This window comes from Priestia sp. P1_B12_1, from assembly GCF_056406695.1.
Genome location: NZ_JBFTZR010000026.1, coordinates 1 through 26,090 on the forward strand (window position 1 = coordinate 1; position 26,090 = coordinate 26,090).

Genomic DNA, 26,090 nt, shown 5'->3' on the forward strand with positions numbered 1-26,090 from the left:
ACTACAAAAGAGAGAAGAGCATAAGGGGTTTTTGCTATCACACGGGGTGATAGGCTAGGCAGAGCCTAGCAAAACCGTGATATCACGAAAACCTCTAAAGTGTGAACCTGCTGTTGACCTAAACTCCTCTATGTGAACCTACTGTGAACATGAAAAACTAATGATGTTAACCTACTGTGAACCTCAAAAAAACACATGTTAACCTACTGTTGACATGTGTTTTTTCACTTCATGGCTAAATCTTGTTGCTTTTCATTCAATTTTTGAAGCTTTTCTTGTAAGCTTTTTTGTTCATCTTTATAGACCTGAATGCTTGCATCACTCGATTGAATGGCATCCTTTTTCATCGCAATTTTTGATTCCGTATCTGCTTTTTCCTCCTGTACTTGGTACTTCATATCACGTTGTAGCTCGTTCATTTCTTGTTGCGTTTGACGCTTATGTTTGGCTTCTACCTTAATTGCTTTTTCATAGTTTTTCATTTTCTTTTTGACAAACTGTTTCTCTAAATCATTGACCAAAAGTGCATATTCTTGTTTGCTTTTTGTTCCTTTTCCTTCTTCACTTTTCGTTTTTCGTTGGTCAGAATAGAGCGTTGTAATTAACGCATGAGCATCTATTTCTTCTGGTGAATCTGATTCTGAATCACTCGTTACATCATCCACGTTTACCGTTTCTTTTTCTTCATTTTCTTGATACAGATCAAAGGCAAGTGCTTCCCAATTTGGAGATAAATCGCTGACCCTTACCACATAATAACCATCATCTTCATACAGCAATTGAACAGGTAATTCTACGCTTGGATTCGCTTTTTCTTGTGCAACAAAACTTACTTCCTCTTCATCGGTTTGATCCAGTTTGATGACCATATCCAGTGAATTAGTAGCCGGATGATACACACGATTTTCAATGGTTACGGTTCCTGTTATGTTTGAAGAAACAGCCTCATAGTTTTTGGTATGATATAACGGATCTTCTGTTTGTAAATAAAACTTTGATGTCAGTAAGGATAAAAAACCGATAAAGAAAAAGATCAACATCGCTGTATATTTCCATGATCGATTGCGACTTAAGCTAAACCGATAGTCTTCGAGTTGCTTTTTAAATGCCACCTGTTCCACCTCATTTCATCATTTCTGTTTTCAATTCTTCAATACTATAAACCACCCATTTATTCTCTTCTTTTCGTAGAGAAACTTTAACAATGTCATGCGTTTGATCGTCCACATTTTCATCCTTTATCACGAGATGATTCGTAAATTCCGCAATGACCTCCACTTCTTCTTGTCCTCCATCATATTGTTGAACATAGAGCTGTAAATCGTCTGGAGTGGAGGTATAACTATCTCCATATATGAACTTTTCAGAAGGATAAAACTGCTCATAAAGTTCTTTGTCCATGATGGATTTTGCAATTTTTTTTCGTTCCTCAAATTCTTCTTTTTCACGATGATAAGACACATCAATAAACTGTTTAACCGTATTCAAGTAATCTCTTTTTTGTTGTTCTTGGGCAGAAGGACGAACTTCACTTAATTGTTTTTTCAACTCTTTATTTTCTTCTTGTAAGCTCTCATTCGTGACTTGAATTTGTTTCGAAGCTGTTGTGTTGGAGATATTGTGGTTCAGATAAATGTTGAAAATGGTTACGCCTGCCACCACAACGGCAAGCGCTCCAAATAGTAGTGCTGCTTTATTTTCCATCGCCTTTTCTCCTTTTAGAATCGTTTTACTCTTCCATTAAATCGTTCACCAAAATACGTTCCTTTTGCCATACTTGCGATGGCTACACCTGTTTTTCCTTGGCAGCCTAAAAACTGATTATCGCCAACGTATATCCCAACGTGGCCGTCTTTTTTATAGGTATCAAAAAACACCACATCCCCAGGCTTCATGTCTTTTGGATTAATCGCTTGCCCTTGGGTTTTGAGTGTATCAGTTGTCACGCCCGACATTGGACCAACATTCATGCCTACCTGTTCGAATGCCCATCTGGCAAAACTTGAACAATCAAAACGTCCTGCATTAATATCAGATTGAGAGCGCCCACCACCAAAGACGTAGCGTGTTTTGCCAATCAACGTTTTACCTGCGTCAATCACTTTCACACCCGATTTCCCGCCACTTCCACCACTTGCAGAAGCAGCCGGTTTTCCATCAGCTGTGATTGTTCCTGTGTAATATTTCAAAACCGCATCTTTATAGGCTATATCGCCGTAGCACGCTTCATAGGGAACAGCCTCTGGTCGAAGACAATGATAGTTTCCTGTATGCTTGACTTTTTGGTATTGAATTTGCGAGAACTTAATGGCTAATTCCTTGGTATAGTGCCCTCCATTTTTGTTCACGAAGATAATAAACCCTGGCCCGAAATTATAACTTTGCAGACATAATTCTAAATCGTAATGGGCTTTTTCAAGCACACTCTTGAAATGTTTGACCCCTTGATCGATGGACGCTTCTGGATTCTGAATACACCCAACTCTTCCACATTTAGACTCAGAGGATTGCATCGGATCGTTTCCTCTTCCTCCACTTTCTTGCATCATAAGTGCCATCATAATTGGCACATACGAAGCGTCTAGCCCATGTTTTTGTGCGTACTTTTCAAGCAAGGGTTGATACTTCATGACCTCTGGTGACACATTAGCTGTTCCTACCCCAATGCCTCCGCCTTCAATCTCTGTTACCTCACTTTGTTGACTATCTTTTTCAAATTCACCTGTAATGGCTACAATCGTACTCATGATTAAGAGGCCCGATAATCCTAACAGGATCAACGTGCCTCCAATCAAATATTTCTTTGGAATGAGCTGTAAAACGATATGCAAGGCTTATGCACCTCCACCGTACAGCACTTTTTCTTCCTCATCGATTTCAATATGAAACAGAATGTTTTTTACGGACTTAATACAAAGCAGCACATCCCCAATTGGTAGCTTCGGAATTTCAGCCAATTCGCTGTCCGTAATCCCTGTTTTAAACACTCGTTGAATCGTATCTAAGTTGTTATCATCTTGCTGCATAATGAATTTATATTGCGTTAAATCAAAAAGTTTTTTAATTTTTTCAATCGCTGTTTGTTCGGAACCATCTGGCACAAAGTCACTAATTAAATGGCTTGCGTAAATCAAACCTGCGAAGTATTTACGTGCTTCTCGACTAAATTCGGTTAAGAAATCTAAGGCATGTTCATTGCCTCTTTTCGTGTTTACGATGTGATGCGCCTCGTCGATGACAATCAAATAACGAATGGCATCTTCAAAGGATAATGTCCCTTTCGTATAGGCTGCCAATTGTGGTTCTCCATTCTGCAGCATGCCATCCCATAATAAACTCATGACATTGAAGAGCTGTGCTTGGGCAATTTCGTCTTTTAATTTCGATAAGTGACGGATGGAGAAGAATACGACTTGTTCATCGTTGAAATCTTCAATGGTTGAAATGCCATCAAACAAATGAGCGTACGTTTCAACCAAGTTTTCAATGTTTAGCTCAATGAGTTCAAGTCGACGTTTCCGGTACTCCCCTAAGTTCGGATGGTGCTCTCGTGTTTTCTCATCAGCATATAACTCTTGTCGAATGAGCTGTAGAAACTCACTAAACGTTGGATAGGCTTCTGGTGAAAGCCCTGTAATGTAATTGCTTGCGCCTTTTTCATCGTTCCATAACTGCTTTTGAATATAGAGTTTACGAAGTAACTTTTCATACTCTTTTAATTCATCATCTTTTGCTTCTGGTGCGATAAAGCGATAAAAAACAGTTAGTTTGGATAAATGCTGCGTAAAGCTATTAATCTCATGTTCATGTGTTTTAAATACCTGTAAGGGATTAATTTGCCCTTCTGATCCATCTAGTGCAATCTGTTTACCTCCTAACTCTCTGACGAGACTTTCAAATTCTCCAACGATATCAAAGCCTCGAATCTTATAGCCTTTAATCGCATTATCCGTGGTGACTTTCTTTAAAAACGTGGACTTACCTGCGCCCATTAATCCCATCAACACCGCATTATAACTTTTTCGTTGTTGATCTTTATGAAACAAATCAAAGATGACGCTACCACCTGTACGAGTGGTTCCTTGATACGTGCCGTATGGATCATCTAAGTGAGTAAAATGAAAAGGAAATCCTCCGGCTAGTGCTAATGCGGGGATTTCCTTTCCTTTTCGCTTATTAGGGTATTTCTTTTGTATATCAAAATGCGTCACTAACGATTCCCACTCATACTCTTGTTCATTTAAGAAAATGGATCCTCTGAAGTTATGCGTTTCAAGATGATGAATGACTTCTTTTAATCGCTTTTCTAAGTCAGGAATCGTTTTTTCCGCAATATAAATGCGAAGGTGTATCCGTTTGATCACTTCACCATTTGTGACTTGACGGTATAGCTCTTTCATATCTAAATACTGTTCTTGGGCATCCATACGATCAATGTTTTCTTTGGCATTCACATGCCGTGCATTTTGTTCTGACATATTTTTATTGATCGCTTCCACGACTTGTTTTCGCTCATCGCTTACCACATCTAAGGTTGTAATGGCATTTGGCATATTCATGATCGGTTCCAGCCAAAAATCATTCACGTTCGTTGGGTACTCATAAATATGAATACAAGTCGAATATCCATCCCCGTTTCGAACAAGGTTTTCTTTAAAGCTCACGCCTCCTTGTGGTTGAATCTGTGCCACAAAATAGGGATTGTATCCTTTTTTCTGCTTGATTTCTTGAGGTGTTTTCTCTTTTTTACGAAAAGGTAAAGTTATCATGGTTTTATCATCCTTTCTTATTGTTTATTACCAAGCTTGGCATTTTGATTGTAGAGTTTGTAAAGAAGATTAATTTGTTTTTCATCCGAAACAGATAACAGAGGGATAGCCAGTTGAATATCTCGCATAAATTGGTCTTTTCGCTCTTTTACAGCGAGTTCAGTCGGTCCATATAGGAAAAGAAAGTATTCTCGATTGGTTCGCCCCCATTCTAAATATTGAAGCTCTTTTAACTTTTTTCGTAAGAATCGAAGTGATAACGCATTGTTGGCCTCTCGAATCTTCTTTTCAAGATACTGTTGTTGCTTTTGTGTTGAAACGGGCAAGTTTAATGAGATGATTTTAAAAGGATCTTTGTCGCCCTGGTATGTTTTAGCCAGTGTATAAATATTGCGTCCTGCCTCTTGGTCATGCATGGCATTGATATCTGTACTTTGAAGCTGCCAGATGCCAAAAAAGCCTCCCTCATCTTTTAGCTGAAATAATCGACTATCTGTTTGATCGATAATGGGAATAATATCAGCCACACTTTTTTTCACCTCCGGTAATTTCTCTTTCTTTTTTTCCTTTTCAGCCTTCGGAAGTTGTAACAAAGAAAAAGGATTCTTTTTCTTTGTACGAGCGATCTGTTTATCCAGTTCCTTTTCATCAAAGAGAAGGGAGTTACTTGTCTTTTTTTCTTTTAAAATAGGTTTCTCTTTTTCTAGGATTCTTTCATCAAATAATGCCATCAATCATACCCTCCTTTATTCTTGACCCCGATCTACCGCACAATACGTGCTCTTCTTTCGTACCAATGTAAGCAATAACGCCTCATACATCCGTTTTTTAGGGTTCGTACTTGGTCTAACGATCATCAATAGCCCAAATATGCCCATAAAGATATAAAAGGGGATTTGAAGTGTAGGATGAATAAAAAAGCGTAACATCATCGTGACCATAAGTAAGCCAATAATGAACAACAAATCAAAGAGATACAGAGATTTATTAATCTTTAATTCCGTTGAGATTTCTTTCGGAATGTTATAGTTTGCCATGATTCTTCTCCTCCCTATAAAAAAGAGAAGTAACGCTTGTTACTTCTCTTCTGGTTTATTTCGTTTCTTTGATCCAAGGTTTCGTAAATCTTGCCCTGTATTTCGTCCAATTTGATAAGAACGTTTTGTTTTATGGATTGTTTGCGAATTATCAATACGTTCTTTTACCTTTCCTACCCCTCCCTTAAAGTTATCTTTTACCACTTGTGCAATATTGCGTGTTTCTATCCGGTTCTGATCTGGCATTGGAATATCGTCTGTTGAAGCAGGAACTGTATCTTTTTCAATCTGTTGTTTTCCTTGGCGAGGTTCCTGTGTAGCTGCCACTTGTGCTTGGGCTTGATCCATCCCTGTCGGTATGGAAACAGACGGTTCTCTTGTTGGTGTAGGATAACTTACACTTTCTACAGAAGATCCACCTTCACTTGTACTTCCGCCGTAACCGGAAGTTTGGATTTCCTCATGAACAGGTGTACTCACATTTCCTATAGAAGAGCTACCTTCACTTGTACTTCCGCCGTAACCGGAAGTTTGGATTTCTTCATGAACAGGTGTACTCACATTTCCTACAGAAGATCCGCCTTCACTTGTACTTCCACCGTAACCGGAAGTTTGAATTTCTTCATGAACAGGCGTACTCACACTTCCTACAGARGAGCTGCCTCCATTTGTACTTCCACTATGACCAGAAGCTTGCATTTCACCATGTAGAGGAGTACTTGCCTTTCCTACAGAAGAGCTGCCTCCATTTGTACTTCCACTATGACCAGAAGCYTSCATTTCACCATGTAGAGGRGTACTTGCCTTTCCTACAGAAGAGCTGCCTCCATTTGTACTTCCACTATGACCAGAAGCCTCCATTTCACCATGAAGAGGGGCACTTGCCCTTCCTACAGAAGAGCTGCCTTCATTTGTGCCCTCACTATGACCAGAAGCCTCCATTTCATCATGTAGAGAAGCACTTCCACTTTCTACAGAAGATCCAGTACCTTCATTTTCACTTTCACTATAACCAGAAGCCCCCATTTCATCGTGTAGAGATGTGTTTCCTCCTTCTACAGAGGAAGTTGATCCTTGACTATCAGTAGAAACACCTGCTGCTTGCATCTCATCCTGTAAAGAGCTTCCTTGACCTTGACCTGCTCCTTTTCCTTCCGAAGAATTTCCTTCAGTATTTTTGCCCCCTTCTTGTTTCTCAGTAGAGGATAATCCCTGTTGTTGAGCTTTCTGCTCATTTCCTGAGTTTTGACCTTTAGAGGCAGTGTTTCCTTTCTCACCTGCCATTCCTGCCTTTTTCATTTCTTCATGCAGAGCTGGTTGTTTTTCTTTATTTCCTTGTGTAGCTAACCCTTTACCAAGACCCCCAACTCCTGCTGCTGTCTGAAGAGCACCACTACCAAGTCCTTTTCCTACATTACCAATGCCTTTTGCAAGGTTGGCTCCTCCTTTTGCTGTTCTGCCTATCATGCCAATGCTACTTTCAATACCTTTTGCCATCGCAAAGCCTCCTGCTACAGCGCCCCAACCACTTCTTAGTGATAGGTAAGATTTTGAGGTTATCTCCATCTTTTCCCCCACTCCGTACCGTACGTGAGAGTTTCCCCTCATACGGCAGTCCAACAAGCTAATGTTACTACGATTAAATAGCTAAATTTCCTACTTGCCTTCTTAAAGAATCGATACGCTTTAAACCTTTTTTATCTAAGTTTAGCTGTTTTAGATACTTATCAATGGTTTCTTGTTCCGTGCTATGAACTAGCTTATGAGCTTCGTAGCACAACCACACAAGGTTTTTATATTCATCTGTACCACCTTGATTTTTAGGTTTCTTATGATGACATTCCATATACCCTATTTTCAAATTATTGTTAGTGATATAACATTTGCCTCGTTGACCCGCAATGAGAGATATTTTGTTATCGGTAAGCTCCATTGATTGGTTTTTGAAGTTACTTTTCAACAAATGTTCTATCAAGTGATTGTATCCTCCTAATTTTTTATGGAGAATTAACCTTCCACCAACTGTGTAGTTATTTATGTCTTGACTAAAACACATGGGTGGTTTGGTTCTACACCCATAGATAGGAAACAGGGTAATACCTTGTACGGTTCTGATTTTACCATTGTAATTTCCGTATAACCGTTTGTAGGTTTCGGATAGTTTAGGTTCATCCGTTATATGATTCTTTAATCTGTTTTTCAAGGTTTTTAATACTAAGAAATTTATTTCGCAAAAGTCTAAATTCACATTTGTAGCACATCTGTAATAGTTGTGGCTACCGAGTATGATAGAGTTGAGTTTAGATACTTCCATCCTACTGCAATTTTTCTGAATTACTTTGATTTGACTTTTGATTTTATTGATTGTATGTTGTTTTGCCTTATCACACATATTGCTTTGACAGACGTATTTATTTCTCTTTTTCTTAACTTTAAGGACGAAGCCTAAAAATTCAGTTCCTTTTTTCCTTACATTGGTTATTTTGGACTTTTCTTGGCTTATGTCTAAATCCAATCTTTCTTTTAACCATTGTTTGGTTGCTTTATATATCCTTTGAGCTATTTTGTAGTCCCTGCAGAAGATTTTAAAGTCATCTGCATACCTTACTAGCCATATTTCTTTGAGATTTGTGCTTTTCATCGCTCTATATTTGTGTAAGCAGGAGTATTTGTGTTTAGTATCATAAGTCTCCCATTGCGAACTTATCCACCAGTCTAATTCGTTTAATACCACGTTCGATAAGAGAGGACTGATTATGCCACCTTGCGGTACACCTTTAGTTGGAATACCTTGCCCTTCTATTTCCGACTTAAGTATTTTCCCAATAATGCTGATTAAATTTTTATCTTGTATACCCATATTCCATAACTGCTTTTTTAGTTTTGCATGATTGACATTATCGAAGAAACCTTTAATGTCGATATCAACTACGTAATGTAGTTGTCCTTTATTCATTAGTTTCATGCATCTAGCTATTGCGTGATTTGTAGACCTATTAGGTCTAAAACCATAACTATGTTGATGGAATTTAGCTTCGCATATTGGTTCCAATACTTGTTTAATACATTGTTGTATGATTCTATCTTTCATACATGGTATTCCTAGTGGTCTGGTTTTACCGTTCGCTTTTGGTATAACCACTCTTTTGACACTCCTAGGGACATAATTGGTAAGCTCATGTTTAAAATAGCTTACTAATTCGTCTGTCTCCATCTTCATGTAGTGAGAAATATCTACATTGTCCGTGCCAACGGTGGTTGATCCCTTATTCTTTTTAATGTTTCTAAAGGCTAGTAAGATGTTATTCTCATTGAATATATACTGCATTAGATTTCTGAATTTAAAATTCTTGCATGATCGTTCATATAGCCTGTCAAATACATCTTGCATTGTGTAATATTCATTATTTCTTAGTAATTGTCTCTTCTTTAAGATTTGGCTTTCCTTCAAGTCTGTTAATCCTCCTTTAAAGGAGTTTAGCATCTCTTAGTCATACTCGAACCTTGAAATTATTTAGCATTTAATGTTTTCTCATTAACTTGTCTTGTGGCTATTGCTCAGTTCCCGTTACAGAAACTTCAACGCTTATGCCACTACATTCACTTAGATTAAGATAAGTTATAGGTAAACCCTTTCCTCATCAATGTTTCGTCGGTAGTAAAACCTCCACATTCTAAGCTTCCCTTGTTCCATTATTACTATCTGTGCATATATCCGTAGGTCGTCGGTATAAGCCTGTAAGCTAGATAGTGCCTTTAACACTATATGGGGTTTCATAGCCTAAAATCTTACTAACCCACACTTACTACACTCATGTGTCATACCCATTTCTAAGTATCCGCCGTTTAGACCCGTACATTCCCGACTTCGTCAGTTCCTTTCAGAACATCCTAACCATAGATAATTTATAGACCCTAGCCCTATATCACTCGACCACCTCTGGTTCGGTTTTCCTCGGCTTAACCCGTTAGGGTGATTTCTAAGGCATCGCAACGAGCTTATAACCTAAATATGTTTACTCATATCTACGCTATTCGTATCTTTGGGATGGCATTTTAAGGCGTTACCCTCTCATTCTACCAATCGTAATAATAGTTATAGTTTCTGAATTTAATCAGTTAACTACGCCAGTTTTGTAGTAATCCTGCGATTACTTTTGTCTAGCAACAAGTCGCACTGAGGCCGGCATCAATACCAAAGAGACGTTCACACATGATAGGGCCATCTACAACAGCAATACTAAAGGCAATCAATGCGATAAGGTACGGAATACCTTCTAATTTATCGCTGATAAAGACCGTTCCCATCAAATAGACCTTCATGGAAATGAAAATCATAATGATGACTAGGAACGTATTCACTATGTTTTTTAGTACAGCTTTTAACTTTTGTCCATCTGATACATCGGCAGGCGCAACTAATTGGGCTAAAATCGAGTTAAATCCTATTTCGTAACACAGTTTCGCTAGTTTAATTGAGGTAAACAACTGTGTCATCCCTATAACAAAAAGGGAAATAGCAATTGTCCAGAAGTTCCATGACCATCGATAATAAAGTTCTGGAAAGAAATCAAACCATCCATTATCTAATTCAACTAATCCTTCTTTTCCATCAGGTGTAAGAGCTGCTTTATGTTTAATGATTTTTTGTCCGTCTTTAGATAGTTTATCTTTCTCATTTACTTTAAAATCCTTATCGATCTTTTCTGTAATATCGATCATCATTATATTTTTTTGCGGGACTTTATTCGGTTCTTTTAGTTTTGGACTTTTCCATTTTGCAAGGTCAAATTGTGCTACATCTGTTAGATTACTTTTAATGATTTTTTCACTTACCGTGCCTTTTTCGTTTAAATCAATAGCATCAATAGCTTGATCTGTGAATTTATCAGCCTTTAACATACTTGTGTTTAATAAAAGTAAGACTGCCATCGAAATAAAAATGTTAATCATAATCTGTTCACGATTGACTTTTTTCTGAATAATCAACATGTAGCCTATATACAGAAAGGAAAAAGCCAGTAACACATATAAAAAGGGTTGAATCTTAGTAATAAAGTCTTGAATGTCAGGTGAATTAAAAAACGCTTTAACTCCTAATATACTGTCTGTAATCCCTTCTAACCCATCCACTAGAAACGAAAGAACTTGAATACACGCCCATCCAAATTTCCGCAATAAATAGCTGAGAATATTTCCAACATCTAAGTACTCTGAGAACTCATGTAGCTTTTTTAGAACTTCTTCATCCTTCATCTGCTCATCTCCTTACGAAGGTATTACATGCCTTGAAATAAAGCATCAACGGTCATCTCTATTCGTTCATCCAGAGGAGAAACACGAATTTGCACGGGCGCTTCTCCTTGCTGCCCTTTTTCCAAGTATATAGTGCCATCTAATAAGCCAATTAACACCTGATGACCTTCCTTCACAATCGGTGCATAGTCCTCTAAAATACGCTCTAGTTCCTTTGAAATACTAGTCATTCTTTCTCCCCCTTTTGATATTAGGCTTCTTGTTTTCCCATCTCATTTTTTAACATTTTGATAATGGTATTTATTTTTGTTTCAAGAAGTTGGTGGACATTTTTATTCAGTTGATCGCTAACTCCTAACATCTTCAATTCTTCTTCAAAATCACTCATGGACTGTTGTTCAATCTCTTCCACCGTTTTATTCATCGCTTTTGGTAAATGTTCTTTTAGAGCAATAGAGACATTCTTATCGCCACCAAAAAACTCTTTGACCGTCTTAGTTCTATAGTTCTCATGAGTTAGAGAAGAAAAAGGATCTTCGGCTAGTTCCTCTTGTTTTTCCACTGATTGAGCTTGTGATTGAAAAGGAAAGAAATTATGAATCACCAAGGATCTTGGGTTAACTCTTTCATGTAAGGATGAAATATCGATATCTAGAATCGAACGATCTGTGTTAAAGTCATCTCCAAGGTATTCCCAACGGTATTTCAACGATGTTTTTCCAGTGTTATAGATGGGATGTGCTTTGACTCTACGACGTTTTTTATCTTGCCTTTTGACAACCCGAATGACGACACTTTCTCCTTCTTTTAATTCCATTAACTCATTAGGTGTTAAAAGATGCTTGTTATCAACACCCTCCGTCTTGCTCTTATCAGTAGAAAGTCCTTTTCCACTTCGAGATGTTGAGTTAATCGTGCTTTCTCCAAGCTTTTTCGAAACCTCTTGCGCTGTATCATAGTTATTTGTGAGAATGTAGATCGTATTCCCACAGTTCCCTTCAATTGTTGCTGCGTCATCTCCATACTTATTTTTCAGCTGCGGATATGCTTGAATAACTAAATTAAAACGTATGTTTCGACCTAAACAAACCGTGATAATGTTGGACATTCCTTCAATTGCCGGCATGTTGTAGGGTAAGAACCCGGCGCCTTAAGACCTCTCGGTCTTAGGTTTCCGAGAACTCCCCCCCGAACCGTACGTACCCCTCTCAAGGTATACGGCTCTCCGTCTCTTCAGTCTAGCTTCCCGTTATGCAGGTCACGATGACACTTTCGACAAAGTATCATTGTTTTACGGTTCCTTGCTATCATCTGTCTTTCCCATTTCTTTTTCCCTTTAAGGTTCTTTAACTTTCGAACATGATGAACTTCCATTGAACCTTCTTCAGCCTTACACCATTCACATTGATTAGCCATCAACCTTTGAATAAGCGATGTTCGGGATTGGTATGATACTTCCGAAGGAAGTTTTTCTATATCCTTTTTAGTTATAGGAGCTTTATTCCTACGAAATCCCTTATCGTAAAGCACTTCCGTTTTCTTACCGGACTTTGTCATATAACTGACTTGGAAAATTCCGTTCACCATAAATTTTCGTTTAGCTTTACTTAAGGTCGTACGGTACTTATTTGCTAAGGTTTTATACATAGAATATTCAAGGAGATACTTATAACTATTTAAGTGGCATACATTCACTGCCAGTTGATAATATTGATAGGTTCCACGTATTTGGGCGTTATAGTTCCTTAAAATCTCAAGAGGAACCAATTTAATTAATTCCGGACGATGCATTGGTTTCCATTTTCCTGTCTTTTGGTTGACCTTTATTGCCCCTTTTTTAAATAAGCGACTATAAACAAGATCAGTAGGCATATATAGTTCGCACTTTAACGAAAATGCTCTTGTTTTTATTCCATCACTTCGTCGTTTAGAGTGAAAATCTCGCCCAACTTTAACGTCATAACCCAAAAATCGTGCCTTGTGCCTCGTATTTGTTATAAGTGTTTTCTCCTCGGATAACGTTAGCTTAAGTTCAGATTTCAAGAAATTAGCGATGTCTTTCTTTGCTCTGTACGCATCTTCCTTACTCCCGATGACTCCTATTAGAAAGTCATCTGCGTATCTCACATATTGAATTCGTTTGTAGTTTTCATCCATTGGATACCTTTGAGGAATGCGTTCTCTTTCAGCTAATAACTTTCGCAATGTAATAGCTAACTCTTTTTCCTGTATTTCATCTTCCCCCTTAGCTTCCCATAATTCTTTCCTAGCCTTTTTTATCTGATGATTTATTCTAGAATAGGCTGGGTTTGTCTTTTTAGCCTTCCCTATATCAAAAGTTGACTTATATCTACTCATAAAGTTGTCTAATTCATTTAGATAGATATTTGCTAATAGAGGGCTAAGAATACCACCTTGTGGTGTACCACTAAACGTCTTATGGAACTTCCAATCTTCCAAGTAACCAGCTCTAAGAAACTTCCATATAAGCGAAATAAATTGTTCATCATCAATCCTCTTCCTTAGGATATTGATAAGAATATGATGATTAATATTGTCAAAAAAGCCTTCAATATCACCTTCGATGAACCATCTGCTCCCCGTAAATGTGCCTTTAACCTGAATCAGAGCTGTATGGCAGCTCTTTTCAGGGCGAAAGCCATGAGAGAACTTACTAAAAGTTGGTTCATAGATGGATTCTAATAGGTTTTTGATGACCTCTTGAACTAATTTATCTTCTACTGAAGGTATGCCTAATGGACGCTTTTTTCCATTTTTCTTTGGAATATAAACTCTTCTTACTGGTTGTGGCTGATAAGAAAAATCTCGTAATTTATCGACTAACCCTGAGATTCTTTTTGTAGACATTCCGTCAATGGTCTTTCCATCTGTTCCAGCAGTCATGTTTCCTTCGCTGGCGTATATGTTTTGATAGGCATCAAGGAAAAATAATGGATTATACAGATTTCGATATAACTTCTTGTATTTATATCCTGCTTTGTTACTGTGAGATGCTAGGTTTTCTAATACGATTTTTGGGCTTCGCAAGAGCCTCACGCCCCTTCCCAATTTAATATTAGTCGAAAAGACTGTTCTCCTTTGCCTTGTACGAGGCTTTCCCTCGCTCTGACTACTACGAGAACTCCGTTACCATATTGGATTTTCATGAGCCACATACCTTGCTTTTTACACTTGGTATCATCCTCAATAGCCTCCTTACGAGGCGCTCCAGGTTAGATAATCCCCATTTAGTACATATAGAGACTAGACTCGTTATGATGTTGGATGCCACTTTCGTCCGTTACTTGTTATTCAAGTTAGTCAGTCGTTGGTCTGCCATACGTATTACGTATGTTCAATGGAAACTTCGGAAACATTTCCATTCTTTGACTGCGAAGCGTTTCAATGACCCTTCACTTCGGGCGACGATACTCCACTTTGGACTATGGTTGAAGCAGTTTAGCCTTCATCCTTGTTCACAACATTTTTTACCTTGCCACTCAGTCGTACCTAGGTCATTTTGGTAACTTAGGGCTTTCCTTGCATGCTCTGGTCCCCTCCGGGTTTCCCCTTGTAGGTAAGCAAGGTGGTAACTGGGTTAAGCGCAGACTCCCATCTCTTGTCTAAGGAGATTCTCTATATGCCCGTATGGGCGCACGCCGAACTCGTCGAGTAAAAAAATGACTTCCCGATGACACTTGTTTCCTCGCGCCAATGACGCATTTTTGGCAAGTATATAATACAACTGACGAACAAAAATGGATGCAATAACGTGATTACTAGAATCATAATCTGGTGTGACCATAAAAATGGCGATTGGTTTTGTAAAATACGTCACTTCCTTTACATAAATGGTTGGATGCTGTTTCTCTACTGTAAACGTCGTAGCTCCGGTCTCTCTCGTGATTTTATTAATGGTAATCACAGTTTCTAGTCTCGATGAAGTAACAATCTTATCACTCAATTTTTCAGTTAGAATAATTTCATCGTTCTGCTTTAATTCGCTTGTAAAGTTGACTTCGAATAGCCCTTTGGCATCCGTTTTAATGGTTTCTTTTTGACCATCTGGAAAGGTCATTTCTAAGCGAGTAAGGGGTGCTGCTGTTCCCTTGATTGTTTTTCCAAATCCCACGCGTTTTAAATCAACACTGTTTTTAGAAGTCATTTTCGCAATTTCATCAAAGGTAAAAATGGATAATCCATTCATCGTTTGGGTGAAGATCCCACCCCTTGTTGTGCCTTTTGAGAAGTTCGATGTCGCATACTGCATTTTAGCGACACTCTCTGTTGGCAGCCCATCAAAATACAAATCCAATGCATTTTGAGTATCTCCTTTCTTATTAATCACAACCTCTTTCGAACCTAACTCCGATAACATATTCGCCACCGTGTACATCGTGATTTTATCCTCTTCTTTTTCCTTAATACACTTATCCGTGACAGCGAGAATCATGGCATTACATAAACTCATGGCACATTGTTGCCAGAAAGGATCTTTTGCATTCGGATTGTAGTAAAGCGTATACGATAACGTATTGCACAATGCTTGAGCAGTAGAATAATCACCGTCTTTATAGGTTTCTTTTATCATTTCTAAAAGGTTATAGCTCATCGATTCTAACGGATTTAATAAGTTTAAAACTTCAATATGATACCCTCTCTTTTCAAGAATCTCTTTCGAAGCTGCAAGGATCTCAGCTTTTGGGTCATTGAGTACAAGAGCAGGCTGTTGTTCAGCCCGAGAGTACACGTCGATTGTTGGAAAAACAAACGTTTCCCCTTTCCCTGATCGTGTAATCCCAATGATTAAATTATTAACGGGTGAATCATCGATAAGTAAATATCCTCTTTTCGAAAAAAGCTTATGAGCTTTGAGAAGCTTCTCTATTCCCTTTAAAGCCTTATATTCCTTCCAATTCTGAATCAGGTCATAGGTTTGAATACGTGAAACAGGTACGCCACCTCCACCTTGATACATTTTCGTTTTTTCAGGTACTTTTCGATATTGCTTTTGCAGTTCACGTCTTGTTGTGAATCGCCCTGATCCTTTTTGATTGTGGTTTAAATCTTTGAAGTTGGATCGAATATTATAAGCAAATTTAGCTGTTAATAAGGCAGCGACTAAACACATGGCACCATATAAAAGCGAGTACTGTTGAAGATGAATCTCTGTCAAAAAAGATGTTTCCAAATGAAAAGGCTGCGGTTCAAATACATCACTAAACGTGGTTTGGACAAGGTTCTGCGTCATGTTAAATAGAAAGTTTAAGATGATAAGAATAGACACAAAAAAACAAGCACTTAAAGGAATAAGTACTTGTTTTTCAGCGAACAGATATTTTATGGATTTATTAGGTTGCATTTCTCATTCCCTCCTGGTCAATCTGTTCAGATGTAGGAATCACATAATAGGCACTCGATGAAAGAGAAAAGAAGGTTTGATCTCTTGCCTCATACTGATGTTGAAGATAACGAAAAGCCGTGTTAATGTCCCATTGTACCTCTTTCATACCCTCCTCTGTTACCATATAGGCTTCATTAAAAACTAAGTCGTCTTTTTCTTGTTGAGTGAGCTTGGAGATATCTAGAGGTGGCATAGTTGGTTTCGTGCATAATCGAAACTTGAACGCATATTTCAGAAAATCATCCGTAAGAGTGATAGAATCGGCATTCTTAAAGATAATAACAATCTGGTTTTCCAAAAGAATGACATTATGGATACTGTTCGCAATACGTTGGGCATGGAGCTGAGTCGTGTAAAAGGTTCCTAATTCGATTTCGAGAAACAAATCTTCTTCATAGTACTCAACCCCTACTACAAAGGCTTGCTTCTGGTTTTTAACTTTCGTTTGTGTATACATGCTGTTCACCCTTTCTTTTGAAATGGTTTGTTAGTTGGTTTAAATATTAACCTCCGAATGAAAGTGGAGTATATAAAGATTTAAAAATTTCATCCCCATTTTCTTGTAGAGAAACAAAATAGACGATAAGCAGGAACAGGAGAATGACCCCTACTGTTTTCATACCTCTAACACATCCTTTTTATATGTTCTTGAGGACTTCTTCTTGTTTCTTTTGTTGTTCCGTTAACGACTTGATTCTGTTTTCATCCTTTTTGTCTTCCCTTTTCTCCTCTTCCACTTGTTTTTTCGTTTCTTCTACCTCCTTTTTCGTTTTTTCATAGGTTTCTATTTTTTGATTCAAGTCCTGATTCTGAATATGAGCTGCTTCTTCTCTGGCCTCCTTCACTTTATCTAGCTTCAGATATCCATAAGCCTTCATTTCATATCGTTTATCGGTCATTTCTACCCCTGATTGGCTTATCATGTCCTCCCATCGTTGTTCGTGATAGGCAAGATCAAATGCTCCATTTGGAGAAGGAAACGTTTGTTGAAACTCTTTTAACGCATTGACATCTCCCTTCTTTGAAATCATACTTTCCACGGCTTCTGGATGGTTTCCCTGAAGCTTAACAGCTTTCCCATACTTTTTTTGATCGATAAGAAGGCTCATGTAGACGTTTTTTTGTTCATTCGTGAGACTTTGTTCATCAATAGAAGAAAGTCGTTTTAAAGCCCCTTCTGAGTCCCCTAAGAGTGCTTTTTCATATGTTTCTGTTATTTTTTGTTCCAATTTGACTTGTTTTTGTAAATCTTGAATCGTTTGAGCTCGATCTTGAGAAGTAGCTACTGTTGAAAAACACGTTGCTGAAAGGATAATAAGCGATAAGATGCCCCCTCCATAAATCATCCTCCGATTACGAGTAGAAAGGACAGATGTTTGATTCATTTGCACATAATCTTCTGTTGCATCCTCTAAAGAAGAGGAACCATCTGTTGTTTTCAGATGGTCCGGTACTTCCTTTTCAAGTTGTTCAAGAAAACTTCTCTTTCGAGCTTCCTGTATATCATCCATTTCTAAAGAGATTAACTTTTTCTTAATATGATCGACTACATGACGAGCAAGACCTGATCCAATGGAAAACGTTCCTGCATATACCTCATGATCTTCCTCATCGAGGATAAAAAAATCAGCATAAGCCTTTTTCCTAGTACGTTGATACTGTGTTTCTAATGTTTCTGTTAACTCACATGCTTCGGGAATTGATAACTTTTGAAATGGCTTTAACTCTTTCGTTTCACTTTTTATAAACATGACAGACAGCATGTTTTCCATTCCTTTCGTCTAAAAATGAGCATAGAAAAAAGCTATACAATCGACTGTATAGCTTTCTTAACTTCCGAATCGGATATTTGTATTTACACCTTCAGCTAATGCATAAGCACCCATAACAACCACTAACCCAACTGCGCCCCCAACAAACCATGCGATACATTTATGACGACCTCGTTCCCCACCTAAGATTAAGTGATAACCACCTACACAAAAGGCAAGAGCTGCTGCCACCATCGCAATACGCTGCATCCATTTGATAATGGACTTTCCACTTTCTATGAGGCCATTCATCCCATCAGCCGCCCCAAGGGTTAAATGAGAGGTTAGCTGCGTCACATCTACACTATTCAATAAATCTAACATATTTTCCACTCCTTTTTTCGATTAAACTTGAGCTACCGGAATGCTTGTTGGCTTTACAGCAGATTGTTCATTTGCCTTTGGTTCGCTTTTCTCCTCCTCCTCTTCTTCTTGACCTGTAAAGGCACTTAATGCTTGAAGAATTAAATCTTGATTTTCTTCAATAAACTGTTGATGCTGTTGATGTAGCCAATCGTTGTACTTGTTTCCATTCACTTTTAACAACTTTTCTACAAGATCTTTCGATTTTTTTAATTCCTTTTGGGAGATCGTCAAGATACCACCACCTTTCAAAGCAAATCTCTTATTCTTCGAAATACAGTTCTTTGGATGTTTCAATAAAATGAGAAAGTTCTGTTTCTAACTGCGATGAATCATACTCAGCTAAATCAATTTGCTGTTTTAATTCTCCATTTTTATAGACAGCTAAAGTTTCAGCATCTTGTGTTAATCCATAATCCGTTTGGTTTTTTGAACCATCATATTGAGGATCGTTGCTATCTAGTTCCTTTCCATCTACCTCCTGTTCTTTTAAGGCTTTTTTGACTTCATTCATATAAACATCTCGTTTACTTTCCTCAAAGGAATACATTACAAATCCTGTACCGTCTTCTTTCATAAACTTTTTCATTTGAAGAGGATGTAATTCTTCTAGTTCACCATTTCCTTTCACTTCACTTGAATTTTGGAAAGAGACAAACGCTGTGCCTATTCCAAGAGCCACAACGATTCCTGCTACCGCAGAAAGTAACCATTTTTTGTTTTTCATAACCATTCTCCTTTGTTCTTACTATTCAGACATAACAAGCGATTCTGAAACCTACCGAGAGTAATATTTTACCACAGGTTTAGCGATCATCTCTGTCTTTTCAAGGTTATGAAAGGAAATATATACCCGTTTCTGGCTGGAAGGGCAAACCCTATATTGGCATGCATAGTTTTCACTAAGCCCAATAATGCACAACGTTTTCGGCATGTACGAAGAACCTCGTATATCTACTGTTTGGAGTGTTGTCGCTTCTTCGGAGTAACCCTCACGACGAACCCCTTCACAGATCATGGATATACCGTCACTGTTTTGGTGCTAGATCACCGATGAGTTTTAGGACGCACTCATCGAACCTTATCGTTATCGTATACCTTAACCCCCTTGTGATCCATTGAGGGGAGGCACGCAATATAAGATTGTCAAGGTTCACTTACTCGTGCTCCCGGCACGTTTCAAAATCGCTTGTATGCTGCATCTAAGAACTAGCAGGTCTTTTGTAAAACTTCCTTCAATTCTTCATCTTTCTTTCTTCGCTTGGCGACGATGGTATGAGCCTGATCCATTACTGAACGTACTTCATAATAAATATCAGCTACACGTTTGATATCACCTGTTCCTTTTTCTACAGCTACCCCTCCTTTTAACGTATACAACTTTCCATCAAAGGTTTTGGCACTTTTCGCCCGTGCGTCTGATATATCATAGAATGCTAGTCGCTTTTGTGCTTCCATGTTCATCGCCCCTCGTTAAGTATTTAAAAACTTAGTTCATATCCTTATGACCTGGTAAGAAAATATCTTCTAATCTAAGACCCAATGCCTCTGCGATCCTCTTCATATTTTCAAACGTTGGATATTGACGAGTCCCGTTTTCAATTTGAGAAATAGTGGATTGCGGAACTCCTGATAATTGAGCTAGATAGGTTTTACTCCACTTTTCTCCAAACTCTTTTCTTTTATGGTCTTTATTTCCAGCGCCTCCTTGATTACATTATATTCATTTTCAAATATTTTGTAAACGTTTCATTAACCAAATTCGTATATTTTTATAAATTTGTTTAATTTGTTGATTTCACATTACTTTCAGTCTTTGATAAAATTAAAAAAAACCTTAAAGAGAGTAGATCATATGAATGAATTAAAGAAGTATATAGGTACAAAAATAAAAAATTATCGAAAAGAACTTAAAATAACTTCTGTCGAGTTAGGAAAGCTCTCTAATACATCTCAAACCACAATTAGTGGGATTGAGCGTGGAGACAGATTTGCTTCTTTTGAAGTAATGATAAAGATTTGTGAAGTTTTAGGAATTACTTTATACGATGTACTTCCTTCAGAAATTACTAAGAATTTAGATTTAAACGTCCTCGATCGTAATGATGAAAGAATTAATATCATACTAAGTACTATGGCACCAGAAGATATTGAAATAGCAGAGAACCTTTTACTTAATCACATGTCGTTCTTGAAAGATTTCAATAATCTAACTTCTGAGGCAAAAGAATACTTAACAAAATTCATTCATTCAATATCAGATAAATAACCCTTAAATATATGTTATAAGAATTTATTCATTTGCAGGAGGGGAAACTTTTTTCCCCTCCTCAAACATCAAAAAATGTGCTATAATTGAAAGTTATTTTATTTTTCGAATTTAATTTCATCAAAAAAGGGATCTTAGTATTAATACTAAGATCCCTTTTAAGCATTTAGTTTCCGTCTCCATGACCGAGAGTGTTTTTTTATAGTATCTATAGTTTTATATAGACGTTCAGCAATGTCCCTTTTTTTATAACCTTTCTTTTCAAGATTATATACCTCCCTTTCAGAAGATGTAAGACTACGCAATTTCTTTTCTTCTCTCATTTTCCCTAATAGAGCTCCAGCAGCATCCGAGTGTATTTGATTCCTACCTTCAACTGCTTCACGTATAGCCAAGATAATATCATAAATACTACTCTTATTTATATAATTAACTGCTCCTGATTCAAAGGATTCAACAATAACATCTTGCTCATTAATTGAAGTAAGTGCGATTGCTTTGATTTTTTGCTTACTCAATATTTCAATAATCTCAATTCCATCAAGATTAGCTGCCGTTAGATTGATATCCATGAGAACTATATCAATCTGACTTTCATTTTCTACAATTTCTAGAACTTTCTCTTTAGAATCAACAACCTTTATAACCTCAATATCATCTGCTTCTTTTTCAATATACATGGATATATTTTTTTGCCAAAAAGGATCATCCTCTACTAGAATTACTTTTATATTTTTATCTTTCATGTAGATTTACCTCCCATTTGGTTATGAGCTAAGTTTTGTAGAGATCATCCTAGATTTAGGAAGTTTAATAATCATTGAAGTCCCTTTTCCTACTTCGCTATGTACTGAAAGTTCACCATCATGCGCTCTAATTGTTTTATAACAAAAGCTAAGTCCTAAACCATGATTTTTAATGTTTTTCTTTGTAGAAAAATAGGGTTCCATAATACGATTTAATTCTTCTTTGGAGATCCCAACTCCATTGTCAGTAATTTCAATACTAATTCCACCCTTTTTCATTTTGAACATTTGAATGTGGATTAAACCTTCTGTCACAACAATTGCTTCCATAGCATTGTTTAAGATATTGTTTACTACTTCTTTTAAAAGAATTGGATCGCCATATAATATTGTATCAACCATGAATTCAGTTTTTATTTTGATACCTTTGGCAATAAAAATCTTCTCTATTCCACGTACACAATCTGTAATTAATTTTACCATTTCTACATTTGTTTCTTTCAGAACAATTTCTTCTGTCTTTGCTCTAATACGATCCACCATATTATCTATCCCTTCAATTGCAGAAAAAACTGCATCAATTGCTTTCTCGGCCTCATCTAGATCTCTTTTTCCAATAGAATTTTGAGCAATATTAAAGAAAAATTTTATTTTACTTATTTCGTTCTTAATAGTGTGATTTAATACAGCTGTTCCCCCATCCATTATTTGAATGGACTTATCTAATATTTGCTGCTGTTCTACTTTCACCTTGATTCCAAAGGCACCATTTAGAAAGATATATCCAATAAAAAATATATAAGCCCCGAAGAAAAACATAGGTACAATTCGAAACAGCTCTGTCTGTAAATTAATAGCCCTAAGAACGTAATTAAATATAAATACACCTAACCATGCAGGGACGAGCACAATAAAGACTCGAAATTTTTGCTCTCTTTGATAAACATTTATCTCGTCACGCCATGTACAAAACATAATAGAACTGGCAAGCAAAAAGTATGGTGCAGACCAAACCAAAAGGACACGAAAATTAATATCTATATCTGGGTGAAAGTCAGTGAAAAATATCATAAAAACCATTGGTAAAGAAAGCACATAAGCTAAAGCTTTTTTCTTTTTACCTTTAACTCTTTGTGAATAGACAATTGAATACATTAGAATAGCATAGGGAGAAATAACTTCACCTGAAAATTGCAAATATATGTGTGCTGAAAATAATATATAGGACGCATTCTCTATGCCAAACCTTTGTACACCAGGTATAATGTCAGTTAATAAGGCCTCTGATAATGCTCCTATCCCCCCAGACATTGCAAAAGTAATCATCCATCTGTTGGCTTCATTTTCTTTAGGTTGGGTAATAAACAGAATAATGGCAAATAGCAAATTAAAAACAAATATAAATAACATTCTTAAGCGCCTGACAAAATGTCCAAAATATCTTTTGGTTGTTTTGCCACAAAATCTGCATCACCTGTTTTTAAAAGGTCTAATGAGTCATATCCCCAAGCTACTCCTACACAAAGAAGTCCATTTTTCTTAGCAGCTTTAATATCCCTTAACTCATCTCCTATATAAATAACTTCTTCCTTTTTTAATTTGTTATTTTTTAGGAACACTGAAATATCTTTTGATTTAGAAAAAGGGTTAAATGTATAGTGACTATAATTAAAAATATTAATGGAATTATTTATTAAAAATTTATTAGTTGCATCTTTCTTATTGCTTGTTAAAAAGCCTAATTTATAACCTTGTTTTTTTAGTTCTTTGAGCATTTCACTTATTTCAAGTACAGGTGTTAAATTAGGAATAAACGTTTGATATCTTCTTTTTATTGCAATCCCAACAAGAGGCATCTTATATATAGGTACATTGAGCGTTTTACAACGATCACGTATTGATAATGTACTTAAGTGTAATACCTCTTCTTCGCTAATTTTCTTATAACCCTGCTTCTTAGCAATTTCATTAAAAATATCAATTGCTAAAAGCCTCGTATTTACAATAGTGCCATTGAAGTTAAACAGTATAACTTTTTTCATATAATTCTCCTAGAACTTTTTAAATTTATAGAACATTAGTTTTGTTTTATCGTATCAAACTACCATTTAATTTCAAATAGAACATAAATCCTTTTATTTACATTTACTATAGTTGTTAGATGATTACATTTGACCTGAATAAATGTTTTTTATTAACACAAAAATGAATATTATTCATAAATTTACTTTTTATACCAAACAAACAACGTTCAATAGTCTTGTTTTCTACATAAAAATCCACTCTATTATTCCGATAATTAAGAAAAAACCTAAGATTGCTCCTCCAATTGCAAGAACTCCTAATATTATTGGGCCGAAGATAGTAAAGAATAAAAGAATAAAAGAATACAAATAATTGCTGCAACGATAAACAGTGCTGCCCCTAAGAGTTGTAACAGCAAATCTTCTATCGCAAATAAAAAAGCAAGAATCAAACCAATTATAAGAGAAAATGTAATGATTTTAGTTACACTGTTTTCCAGTACTTTCATATAGTTCCCTCCTCTAACCTACCTATAATCATACTCATTTACAAAAATCACTAATTACACCCTAACCTTAACTTAAAGTATCCAATTCTCCAACAGTCCACTACTTATCTTTTGTACATTAACTAACCTGTGTTTAATCCGAAGCTTGTATTTAAGGATGTGTCAATTTTATATTTAATAAAGATAAATACGACTATAGAATATAAACTATGCTTCGTACCCTAAATAAGTTCACCTAAGGTTCACCTCAAGCGCCTTTAGTTAAACTGAAGGTGAACTTAACTCACCCGACATATACACTACATCCCGGACAAGTTAAACCATCACCCTAACAAGTTCAACTAAAGCCATCACTTGTCCGAAGATTCGCCGGAAAGATGTACAAGATGTCGTTTTGTACGACTCTATTTGTTTTCTTAATTTCTTTATTTGTTCAAATTGTTGTTTTGTACGGTATAAAACGTTTCTATTATGTTATCATTATGTCATGATGTATTTTCAAAAAGGGGGGGTTTTTAATGGACTACGAAAAAGTGTATTCCTTAACGGCAATAGCAGACAAACTAGGGCGTTCAAGGTCTAGTGTCTATGATTGGCTCCATACATATAAGGAATTTGTAGAACCGCATACTGTCGGAAAAGGCCGGACAAAGAAATACAAAGAATCTATTTTTCCTGTGTTATCACTTATAGAAGACTTGAAAGCCGAAGGGCATCCTAATGACTATATTCGTGCTTTGCTTGCTTCGGAAGGTCATGATATTGTTGTTGAAGGGGAAACAAATGAGAATGCTCCAGTTTTGACACAATTAACTGAAGCATATAAAACTATCCTAACGAAAGTTGAAACGCTGGAATCACAAAATGAAGATTTAGCACGTCAAAATAAAAAAATGGCAAATGCTATGCAAGCAATGGCTGAAGTAATACGACAAACGGCGGCAACTAATGAAGAAAAAGAAGCAGAGCGTGAAAAACGACAACTTGAACGTGATCAAATGTTAATAGATACTATGCGACAGCTTCATGCTGACAAACAGCAGGAACCGAAAGGCTTCTTCTCAAAACTCTTTGGTAAGTAAAAGAACCCCAACGAATCGTTAGGGTTCTTTTATTTATATGGTAGGTCTCCATCTACTAAAAAGGTTATTCTCATTTGAAGATTTACATAATACAAACGTTTTTTGCATAAAAAAACAATAATTGTAACACATTCTAAGCTAATTGGGGAGGGGAATTTTTTTTTCCCTCCCCAAAACTAAAAATCTCATATATGATGGACTCAATCTCTACACTAATATGGCATCTGCGTAGCTACATATACTTGTTTTGATATATTTTACTAATTTTTTATTGAATTATGAGACTACTTAACGCTATAATTAAACTAACAAAAATGTCCGGAATAGAAAAAAGACTTCAACTGTTTAAGTAGTGCAGCAACACTCTTAAACCGTTCACCCTAATTACGGTAGGGAAAACACTTGTCGAAGTCTCTTGTTAATAGAGTTAGTTTTTCTATAAAATAAAACTTATGTTTTTATTTTATATGAAATTGACATCTATTTCAAGGGCTTAGTTCATCAAAAATACAGACATTGTTTTCCTTTCTCAAGGGAAACAGTGTCTTTTTTTGTTCCTAAAAGGAGAAGATGAACAAATGACAAAGATATTAACCTGCTATTTAAAAGATGTAGATACCTTCAATGGACGGTTCAAATGGTTATGGACCCACAAGTCCACGCTTCGGAAAAAGAAAGAAGAATTTTTAGACGTTCTTCGTATCCACTTTAAACAACATCAATCTGCTATACATAAAGAATTTCCTAAAGAGAATGGAAATGCTCGATCACGTCATCTATAACCTAGTGGCTACAGGCATTCAAGCGATCCGTTCTGAAA

General features: G+C 36.6%; 25 protein-coding genes and 2 pseudogenes. 3 read left to right on the forward strand and 24 right to left on the reverse strand.

The features are described 5' to 3' along the window. Positions 1-224 precede the first annotated feature (224 nt). The 20 genes and pseudogenes from AC1D0Y_RS27890 to AC1D0Y_RS27985 form a co-directional block, all read right to left on the reverse strand. Positions 225-1,112, reverse strand: coding sequence for a hypothetical protein (locus AC1D0Y_RS27890; protein WP_477708245.1), 888 nt, complete (start codon positions 1,110-1,112; stop codon positions 225-227). Between the two features lie 10 nt (positions 1,113-1,122). Further along, positions 1,123-1,704 carry a MerR family transcriptional regulator gene (locus AC1D0Y_RS27895; RefSeq protein ID WP_477708246.1) on the reverse strand — a complete coding sequence of 194 codons (582 nt, stop codon included), beginning with the start codon at positions 1,702-1,704 and terminating at the stop codon, positions 1,123-1,125. A 14-nt stretch (positions 1,705-1,718) separates the two neighbouring features. Then, complete coding sequence (locus AC1D0Y_RS27900; protein ID WP_477708247.1) at positions 1,719-2,831, reverse strand: bifunctional lytic transglycosylase/C40 family peptidase; 1,113 nt, start codon at positions 2,829-2,831, stop codon at positions 1,719-1,721. A gap of 3 nt (positions 2,832-2,834) precedes the next feature. Next, complete coding sequence (locus AC1D0Y_RS27905) at positions 2,835-4,769, reverse strand: VirB4 family type IV secretion system protein (RefSeq protein ID WP_477708248.1); 1,935 nt, start codon at positions 4,767-4,769, stop codon at positions 2,835-2,837. Positions 4,770-4,786: 17 nt separating this feature from the next. Next, entirely contained in the window at positions 4,787-5,500 is a 714-nt protein-coding gene (locus tag AC1D0Y_RS27910; protein ID WP_477708249.1) for a hypothetical protein, read from the reverse strand. Between the two features lie 15 nt (positions 5,501-5,515). Further along, the gene (locus AC1D0Y_RS27915) at positions 5,516-5,806 is read right to left on the reverse strand and encodes a DUF5592 family protein (protein ID WP_477708250.1); all 291 of its coding nucleotides are present in this window, start codon (positions 5,804-5,806) and stop codon (positions 5,516-5,518) included. 39 nt (positions 5,807-5,845) lie between these two features. Then, complete coding sequence (locus tag AC1D0Y_RS27920; RefSeq protein ID WP_477708251.1) at positions 5,846-7,303, reverse strand: hypothetical protein; 1,458 nt, start codon at positions 7,301-7,303, stop codon at positions 5,846-5,848. A 142-nt stretch (positions 7,304-7,445) separates the two neighbouring features. Then, entirely contained in the window at positions 7,446-9,257 is a 1,812-nt protein-coding gene (gene ltrA, locus AC1D0Y_RS27925; protein WP_477708252.1) for a group II intron reverse transcriptase/maturase, read from the reverse strand. 710 nt (positions 9,258-9,967) lie between these two features. Further along, positions 9,968-11,062: a pLS20_p028 family conjugation system transmembrane protein gene (locus tag AC1D0Y_RS27930; RefSeq protein ID WP_477708253.1), complete on the reverse strand. Its 1,095-nt coding sequence runs from the start codon at positions 11,060-11,062 to the stop codon at positions 9,968-9,970. 23 nt (positions 11,063-11,085) lie between these two features. Next, complete coding sequence (locus tag AC1D0Y_RS27935; protein ID WP_477708254.1) at positions 11,086-11,292, reverse strand: hypothetical protein; 207 nt, start codon at positions 11,290-11,292, stop codon at positions 11,086-11,088. A gap of 20 nt (positions 11,293-11,312) precedes the next feature. After that, positions 11,313-12,191: pseudogene (locus AC1D0Y_RS27940) on the reverse strand (TraG/TraD/VirD4 family protein); the annotation flags it as partial. A gap of 104 nt (positions 12,192-12,295) precedes the next feature. Next, a complete protein-coding gene (locus tag AC1D0Y_RS27945; RefSeq protein ID WP_477708255.1) occupies positions 12,296-14,110 on the reverse strand; it encodes a reverse transcriptase domain-containing protein in 1,815 nt (604 codons plus the stop codon). Positions 14,111-14,711: 601 nt separating this feature from the next. Then, a pseudogene (locus AC1D0Y_RS27950) lies at positions 14,712-16,424 on the reverse strand (VirD4-like conjugal transfer protein, CD1115 family); the annotation flags it as partial. After that, positions 16,414-16,923 carry a hypothetical protein gene (locus AC1D0Y_RS27955; RefSeq protein WP_477708256.1) on the reverse strand — a complete coding sequence of 170 codons (510 nt, stop codon included), beginning with the start codon at positions 16,921-16,923 and terminating at the stop codon, positions 16,414-16,416. The gene AC1D0Y_RS27955 and the pseudogene AC1D0Y_RS27950, both read right to left, overlap by 11 nt. A 181-nt stretch (positions 16,924-17,104) precedes the next feature. Beyond that, positions 17,105-18,229, reverse strand: coding sequence for a hypothetical protein (locus AC1D0Y_RS27960; protein ID WP_477708257.1), 1,125 nt, complete (start codon positions 18,227-18,229; stop codon positions 17,105-17,107). A gap of 66 nt (positions 18,230-18,295) precedes the next feature. Then, on the reverse strand, positions 18,296-18,601 hold the full coding sequence (locus AC1D0Y_RS27965; protein ID WP_047933325.1) for a hypothetical protein: 306 nt from the start codon (positions 18,599-18,601) through the stop codon (positions 18,296-18,298). 21 nt (positions 18,602-18,622) lie between these two features. Next, the gene (locus AC1D0Y_RS27970) at positions 18,623-18,874 is read right to left on the reverse strand and encodes a hypothetical protein (protein ID WP_477708258.1); all 252 of its coding nucleotides are present in this window, start codon (positions 18,872-18,874) and stop codon (positions 18,623-18,625) included. 28 nt (positions 18,875-18,902) lie between these two features. Next, complete coding sequence (locus AC1D0Y_RS27975; RefSeq protein WP_477708259.1) at positions 18,903-19,367, reverse strand: hypothetical protein; 465 nt, start codon at positions 19,365-19,367, stop codon at positions 18,903-18,905. A 482-nt stretch (positions 19,368-19,849) separates the two neighbouring features. Continuing rightward, a complete protein-coding gene (locus AC1D0Y_RS27980) occupies positions 19,850-20,098 on the reverse strand; it encodes a hypothetical protein (protein ID WP_057242351.1) in 249 nt (82 codons plus the stop codon). 31 nt (positions 20,099-20,129) lie between these two features. Next, a complete protein-coding gene (locus tag AC1D0Y_RS27985) occupies positions 20,130-20,252 on the reverse strand; it encodes a helix-turn-helix domain-containing protein (RefSeq protein ID WP_377552760.1) in 123 nt (40 codons plus the stop codon). Between the two features lie 243 nt (positions 20,253-20,495). Here AC1D0Y_RS27985 and AC1D0Y_RS27990 point away from each other — a divergent pair, with 243 nt between their 5' ends. Then, entirely contained in the window at positions 20,496-20,909 is a 414-nt protein-coding gene (locus tag AC1D0Y_RS27990; protein WP_377552690.1) for a helix-turn-helix domain-containing protein, read from the forward strand. 158 nt (positions 20,910-21,067) lie between these two features. Here the strand turns inward: AC1D0Y_RS27990 and AC1D0Y_RS27995 are convergent, their stop codons facing one another. From AC1D0Y_RS27995 to AC1D0Y_RS28010, 4 genes are all read right to left on the reverse strand, one after another. Further along, positions 21,068-21,655 carry a response regulator transcription factor gene (locus AC1D0Y_RS27995; protein WP_377552692.1) on the reverse strand — a complete coding sequence of 196 codons (588 nt, stop codon included), beginning with the start codon at positions 21,653-21,655 and terminating at the stop codon, positions 21,068-21,070. A 21-nt stretch (positions 21,656-21,676) separates the two neighbouring features. After that, positions 21,677-23,065: a sensor histidine kinase gene (locus AC1D0Y_RS28000; protein ID WP_477708260.1), complete on the reverse strand. Its 1,389-nt coding sequence runs from the start codon at positions 23,063-23,065 to the stop codon at positions 21,677-21,679. Positions 23,066-23,067: 2 nt separating this feature from the next. Beyond that, a complete protein-coding gene (locus AC1D0Y_RS28005) occupies positions 23,068-23,697 on the reverse strand; it encodes an HAD-IA family hydrolase (RefSeq protein WP_477708261.1) in 630 nt (209 codons plus the stop codon). A gap of 305 nt (positions 23,698-24,002) precedes the next feature. Then, entirely contained in the window at positions 24,003-24,188 is a 186-nt protein-coding gene (locus AC1D0Y_RS28010; RefSeq protein ID WP_377552698.1) for a hypothetical protein, read from the reverse strand. 518 nt (positions 24,189-24,706) lie between these two features. On the opposite strand from AC1D0Y_RS28010, the gene AC1D0Y_RS28015 reads away from it, so the two are divergent. Both AC1D0Y_RS28015 and AC1D0Y_RS28020 read left to right on the forward strand, forming a co-directional pair. Next, on the forward strand, positions 24,707-25,270 hold the full coding sequence (locus tag AC1D0Y_RS28015; protein ID WP_477708262.1) for a helix-turn-helix domain-containing protein: 564 nt from the start codon (positions 24,707-24,709) through the stop codon (positions 25,268-25,270). 578 nt (positions 25,271-25,848) lie between these two features. Continuing rightward, complete coding sequence (locus tag AC1D0Y_RS28020) at positions 25,849-26,052, forward strand: hypothetical protein (protein ID WP_477708263.1); 204 nt, start codon at positions 25,849-25,851, stop codon at positions 26,050-26,052. Positions 26,053-26,090 lie beyond the last annotated feature (38 nt).